The sequence below is a fragment of the Skermanella sp. genome (assembly GCF_059503625.1).
Map to the genome: position 1 here is coordinate 1 of NZ_JCACHA010000980.1, position 6,434 is coordinate 6,434.

Sequence of the window (6,434 nt, forward strand, 5' to 3'; positions counted from 1 at the left end):
GCTCCGCAGCCGGCAAGCAGGCCCGGGACACCTTTCTCAGTCTGCTGAAAACCTGCTCCAGGCTCGCCATTTCGTTCTGGGACTACCTGGGCGCCAGACTTAAAATCCCGGACGCCGAGCGCGTGCCCTGGCTCCCCGATCTCATCCGGCAGAACGATCCTGTGTAGCCCACAGTTCAGAGCATCATGACCGCTGTCTGCCGGTGAAACTGACCAAGTCCTTGTTCGCCCACTTCCACGTCAATCGTTGCGCAAAGCCTGAGATGCGACGGCTGCCTATCACTCGGAAACGGCGGATCAGGATTGCTTAAAATCTGTCATTACGTCGTGAAACCGTCGTCCGAGCGGCGGCGGCAGTTTAAGGCCGTGTCGAAGAACTATCCTCTTGCCACCTGCAGCACCATGATTGTACTTGATGCGAAGTACTGGGTCTGCGAGGGCCTGAGGGACGCGATTAGCTCGGCCCACATGTACCACGACGCGCCGGTAGCGGAGTATCACCGATCTTGACAGCCACCTAATCTTCTGAGTTCGGACGAACTCAGCCAAGAACCGGACTGGAGGGCTGCGAAGATGCTTAGCTGGCTCTTTAACTCGGCTTGCCATAAGATGTTCCGCTTCGGCGCGGTGACGCTCTGGCCCGGGATGAGCATGGTGGAGATTGGGATGGTACTCGGCACCATCATGGCGAATGCCACCTCCTGAACGTCTTGGGGGCCGCACAGCCTCTCGGCCGGACCCACTTACGCCGGAACAGCGGCGTCGGAACATGTCGCGCATCCGGGCGAAAGACACCAAGCCGGAGATGATGATCCGTCGGGGTCTACATGCCCGCGGACTGCGCTATAGGCTCCATGTGCGCCAGCTTCCCGGCCGGCCCGATCTCGTGTTTCCCCGTCGGCGGGCGGTGATCTTCGTCCACGGCTGCTTCTGGCACGGACATGATTGCCCGCTGTTCAAGCGACCGGCATCCCGGCAGGAATTCTGGGACGCGAAGATTGCCCGCAACAGAGAAAACGACGTGCGCGCCGCCGAGAGCCTGAAGCAGGCGGGCTGGCGGATGATGACGGTCTGGGAATGCGCCCTGCGGGGACCGAGCCGCCTTGGCATCGCCGACGTGCTCGCCCGGATCGAGTCTTGGCTGGACGGGCAGGAGGCACACTCTGAGCTGCGCTCGACCGAGAGCTGATGGAAGCACGGTCAGATCGGATGGCAGATCATCCGCCTGAAGCTGATTGAATGACCTGCATCCAGTCGGGTAAAGCTCGATGTCCTGCACATCGGGGTCATGGCTGAACTGATTGCCCAATCATTGCCGCGCTTTCCTCTCTGTCCGCTGCCGGCGTTCTGCTGCCTGATGCTCCAAGGCCTCCAGCGCCAGCGCACCTGCCATGGCCTCGAACATGCGACGGCTGAGCCTCCTAGCCGAGAACAATGCGGCCAGTTCCAAGGAAGCATTTTGCGGCTCTCCCCAGATGCACCGGACCAGCTTTCTCCAGCGTATCAAGAGGACCCAGCAGGTACTCAGCATGCAGCATGAGCTCTGTTGTCCAGTCAGGTTCATCCTCGGACATTATCGGAGACCTCCATGCATGGGATTGGATTTCCGGCCATGTCGCCCGGTTCCCGACAGAAGGGATCATCGCTGAATTCAAGGAACTCTTTGATCTGCCGCGCTAGATCAGCGGCGCGACCGGAGGGAGGTTCTTGCCCGGACTCCAGCGCTCGGAAAGCCCTGCCGATAGCAGCAGGATCAACCTTGGCGCCGAGCCGGTCGAGGCGCCCCCGTAGACCGGCCGGAATCATCGCCCATCCTCCTGACTGGCCTGTGCCTCCAGTGCCGCCAGACGCTCCTCGAACTCACTCCCGCTGATCATCCTTGCAATGCTGCTGAGAACGTGCGCCGCTTTGGTAGCATGCTCCCACGGCATGGCTCCGTATCTAGCTTGGCCGTAAATCAGCGCTAATTCGCGCCGGCACCCGGTGATGGTGTTGAGCCTTCCCAACCGGGGGAGGGGGGGAGGTGAAACATCCGCCTCTCCAGCGGATTTCAGCGTGTTTGACATAGCAAAAATCCCGCCTCAATGCCCATACTGTTGGAGTCCGCGCGCGGTTTCGTCCACCACGTCCGAGTGATCGTTCCGATATATCCACTTACCATTCTACCATACGAGTGATTATTCACCAACTGCTGTCCGAACAGGCAAGATGAAGCCCTCGGCCGCGATTGGACTCAGTTTACTCCGGCGATATCCATAGCCCGCAAGCCATCAGCGGCCGCTGTACGCCAGCGCCGACCATATTCAATCAAGCAGTTCAAGCCATGGTCGTCACCCAAGTGAACCACGGCACCATTGAGCAGTTGCATCGTCCGGAAGCCATCATTGTGCCGCTGGCCACAGCCAGCGCAGCAGGTCGGATCCGGCTTCTTTCCATGGCATCGATGCCATTTGTTGATCGCCTCACCCCACGCGCGGGCTTCGGCTTCGCTCCGCTTGATACCTTTCGCCATCAGCTCTTGGAGGCGCTGGTTCACCTCAGGATACGGACAGCTGACATCTGACTCTTGATGACTTTGGTCCGGAATGACGAGATCGGTCACCTCATTCCACGCCAGCCGCTCCGCCGCGTTACGGTCTAAGCCGTCGTCGAACTCGGCGATGGCCGCTCGCTCGTCGGAAGCAGTTTTCAGCTCAGTTGGAAGGTCGTTCGCAGGATCTAGTTCTATGGCTCCGCAGCCGTTCGAAAGAGGCTCCGGTGGCTCTAAAACGGCCCCGTGAAACATTTCCCGGGGGTCTGAGGGGTCTCAATCCCGCAGGAATCCGTCATTGTTCCACTGGAGCCACTAGGCCATTCTTGATGGCCCCCGTGAAACATGCGGATTCCTGCCGTTTTTCCACTGGAGCCACTGGAGCCACCAACAATACAAGACTTTGCGCGCGCTCTTGTGCCCGCGCCTTTGATCTCCTTTTCGCAATTCTCGTTTGTACGTATTTCCCAAGGCTGTATGTCGTGATTTGCGGTGGCTCCAGTGGCTCTAGTGGAAAAACGGCGGTTTTCTGCGGACTCCAGCGGAGCCACCGTCGGAGCCATAGTGGCTCCAAGTGGAACCGTGACTGATTCCTGCGGATCTGAACCGAGCGGGCCGGCGCCGTCATCAGTGATTCCAGCGGCCTGGAAGGCACCTAGGGCTGCGTCGAGCGCGTCGAGGAACTTACTCATCGCTCACCACCCGGAGATGCGACGGACTTGCCTCGCTCGTCTTGTGTCGACCGAACTCGTCGCGTCGCAGGGCGTAGACGTCCACCTTGCCGACGTGGGGCACCGTGCGCAAGGCGATGCGCTTGGCGTCATGGCGTCGGGCCAGCAGGCCGCGCTCGCTCAGCATCCTGACGATGTGCTGCTCCTTGAGCACTCCGCCCGCCGCCTCGCGGATCCGCTTCACGGGCAGATAGACCGTATCCGCATCGTACCAAGCGACAGCGTCGCGCATGCCGGTTTCGGTTTTTACTTCCCGTATGGACGTACCCCATCGCTCGGCGATCCAGTGGCGAAGATTGCCAATCGCCTGTTCCGCCGGATCAAGGGCAACCGCGTCGGATGATTCGGCGAACCGCAGCCAGGCCCACCGCACCGCCTCGCTGACCGGTGTGCTTGCCGGCAGGATAGCGAAGGCCTTAGCCAGTTCGCCCGCGACCAGCAGGAGCCCAAAGGGTAAAGCCGCGCGTAGTCGGGCGCTGTCGGCCCCTGAACCGGCGACGGTCTGCGCAGCACGGTTCACGCGCTCGTGGAGGACATCAGGGTCACGATGCATCCCGGCTTCGATCAGCGCCCGCAGGAAAGCCGGCCCGGCGTGTCCGTAATTCCGACTGACACCACCGATGGCGTCAAGCTGGGCTTGGTCCACCACTCGGTTCACTGCGGTCACGTCGATGTCGACAATGCGCACGGCCATGCCGGCCATCCATTGGCCGCCGTCCTGCCGCACCTTCTCCTCGAGCGAGCACTCGCTGGAAAGGATCGCGAACGTGGCCCACGCATATGAATCCTTGAGAGTCGCCGCCGAGGTCATCCGCGCCTTGCCGACACCGCCCGCGATGCTGTAGATGAGCCGAGAAACCGCTTTCCCGTCCACATGCGCTATCTCATCCAGGGCTAGCACGGTTCCGCTCGACCGCTGCGCCAAGGCCTCGATGGCGTTCTCGGTGGTCCGCATCGACTGCAGCAGTGCTTCGCCGACCCTGGGCGACGACCAGGCCGAGACTGCCAGCCGCTGCGCTGTGGTCTTGCCGCCTGATGACAGGCCCGAGAGGTTGATGCCACAGGTGTCGAGCCCGACCAAGCCCAGGATCGGCCCAGCGAACGCCGCGACGGCCCCGATGGTCCAGTGCAAGGCGCTCGGCACGCTGATGGCTGCTTCGATCGCATGGCGCCACCTGGAGAGCGTGCCGGCGACCACCGACTCGACAAGCCGGGCATTTACGGAAAGCTCCAGGCTGTACCCGTCCGGCAATCCGAACACCGCGCCGTTGGACGCGACGAAGACGGGATCGAGCCCTGGCAGGCGGTGCCAGCCCGGCCGTGACACGACGATGATCTCGTGCGTCAGCTCCGCTGCCTTGAGGAGCGTCACGGCGGTATGATCGCCATCCTGATCGACGCGCAGACCGGCTTCAAACAGTTTGGCCTTGATGTCAGCAGCCCCCATTCGTGCCAGTGCGGCGCGCTCGAGGTCGACAGCCCGTGGACGGCCCACCATGTCCTGCACCAGTACCCGCAGCCCGTAGGCGTCGGCTTGGTCGGCATGGCGCAGACGGGCCGGCACCCCGAACGGCGTGGCGACGGGCAGCCATAGCTCCTCGCGCGTCTCTTTGTCCTTGCCGGCGTATTTCAGAAGCCAGACGCGTCCGTTGGCCATGTGGGAGTAGCGGAGTTGTACTGTCTGAAGCACCGGCAGGGGATAGGTTATGATGACGTTTGCCAGTTCGGCCGCGCGGCTCCTGCGGGCCTCCCGATCGGCCAACTCGTCCGCCGTCGGCACGAAGCTTTCGGCCGCCTCAATACCGGCGCGCACCGCGTCGGCACCCTCTGCCCCTAGCACATCCAGCCAGTCCGTCTTTGTGCTTGGCTCGCCGGGCAGCGCGATCCGGACATCGAGCTGCTTGTGCAGCGCCATTCCAAGCTCCCGCGCCGCCAGCTCGCCGGTTTTACTTGGGCGCTTGCTGCCCGCCCACATCTCGTCACGATCGGCCGCGACGGTGATGCGCTGGGTGGCCGGCCATGGCTTGAATGCCTTGATGCCGTTAGCCGAGATGGCGGACACCACGGCGACCTCGCCGGCTTGGATCTCAACCCACCAGACAAGCGCCACTGCGGCACTCGTCTCGATCCCTTCGGCGATGATCAGATGCGGCGCCGTCGTCGGTTCGCCCCATAGAACGGCGCATCCGTCCACGCTCTGATCACCGACGACCCTCGCCGCCTTCTTGGGAGAGGACACGGATGCCTTCCTGGCCCCGCCCGGCGCCAGATAAATCCGCTGCGCATGGCAACGGCCGTCGACGGCCACCGTCTCAAAAACGGCGCAGGGGAAATCGCCAACAAGCTTGGGCTTGTTGCCTTTTCTGGATGGCGGATCGAAGTAGCCCAGTGCCTTGATGCCGACCATCCGTGTGCCGGGAATCGGCACCTCGGCCGGCTCGACACCGAGCCGGTGGGCGAGATAGGTGATCGGCAAGCTATCGTCGCGGTTTTCTGTCGGAACCGAGAACAGGCTTGTGGCATCGGTGAGCTGGTGGAATTGCCGGCGCTGGTCACCGCTCTTGGTCCGGATCAGATCGGAGCGGCCGATAATCTCGGCGATCCGGATCTTGGCCGCCTCGAAGTCGCAGTCTTCCTTGACCCCGACGACGTTGAAGATGCTGTGTGACTTGCGCTCTTCCGGCCGGCGGCCGATGCAGGTGCAAAAGGCTTTACCCGTCTTTTCGTCGTAACGCCAATCGTCAGCGCCGCCATGATCGGGATACGGGCAGGTGATATGGCCACGGCCACCCCGCCAGTCGATGCCGATAGCCTGCAACACCTCGACCTCGCGCCCCTTCACGGCATCGCGGATGGCCTTAAACGGGACATAGCGCTCGCCCTCGGCGCTGTTACCGGATGCGTCCGATGCATTACGATTCAGATCACCAGTGACCACCTGCACCTCCTTACAACAACGAGCGCCAAATCCCGCTTTGCCGCAGCGGGGTCACTCATGTTTGGGGTAGGCAGCGCGGTGGGCGCCGGAACGGCCTTGCGCCACAAGGTCAGCGTAACGTGTTGCTTCGACTCCGCGTTGGCGCCCCAGTCCCGGACAAGGTAGCTAGGGGTGGGTGGTGCCCGGTCAGGTTTAGCAGGGCCATTCCATAGCTTTTGTTCCGGCATAAAGCCACG

Annotated in this window: 5 protein-coding genes; 2 read left to right on the plus strand and 3 right to left on the minus strand. The window is 62.4% G+C overall.

The genetic code is table 11. From position 1 onward, the window contains the following. Window positions 1-572: 572 nt before the first annotated feature. Window positions 573-704 (plus strand): hypothetical protein, encoded by a 132-nt coding sequence (locus AC5JJ6_RS35900; protein ID WP_496046626.1) that lies wholly within the window; start codon window positions 573-575, stop codon window positions 702-704. Beyond that, on the plus strand, window positions 691-1,188 hold the full coding sequence (locus AC5JJ6_RS35905) for a very short patch repair endonuclease (protein ID WP_496046627.1): 498 nt from the start codon (window positions 691-693) through the stop codon (window positions 1,186-1,188). Before AC5JJ6_RS35900 ends, AC5JJ6_RS35905 begins: the two co-directional genes overlap by 14 nt. 232 nt (window positions 1,189-1,420) lie before the next feature. Here AC5JJ6_RS35905 and AC5JJ6_RS35910 read toward each other — a convergent pair whose 3' ends face one another. The 3 genes from AC5JJ6_RS35910 to AC5JJ6_RS35920 all read right to left on the minus strand — a co-directional run bounded on the left by AC5JJ6_RS35910 (window position 1,421) and on the right by AC5JJ6_RS35920 (window position 6,198). Beyond that, on the minus strand, window positions 1,421-1,573 hold the full coding sequence (locus tag AC5JJ6_RS35910) for a hypothetical protein (RefSeq protein ID WP_496046628.1): 153 nt from the start codon (window positions 1,571-1,573) through the stop codon (window positions 1,421-1,423). 659 nt (window positions 1,574-2,232) lie between these two features. Then, complete coding sequence (locus AC5JJ6_RS35915) at window positions 2,233-2,784, minus strand: hypothetical protein (protein WP_496046629.1); 552 nt, start codon at window positions 2,782-2,784, stop codon at window positions 2,233-2,235. 429 nt (window positions 2,785-3,213) lie between these two features. After that, window positions 3,214-6,198, minus strand: a complete 2,985-nt coding sequence (locus AC5JJ6_RS35920) for a DUF927 domain-containing protein (RefSeq protein ID WP_496046630.1) — start codon at window positions 6,196-6,198, stop codon at window positions 3,214-3,216. Window positions 6,199-6,434: the final 236 nt, after the last annotated feature.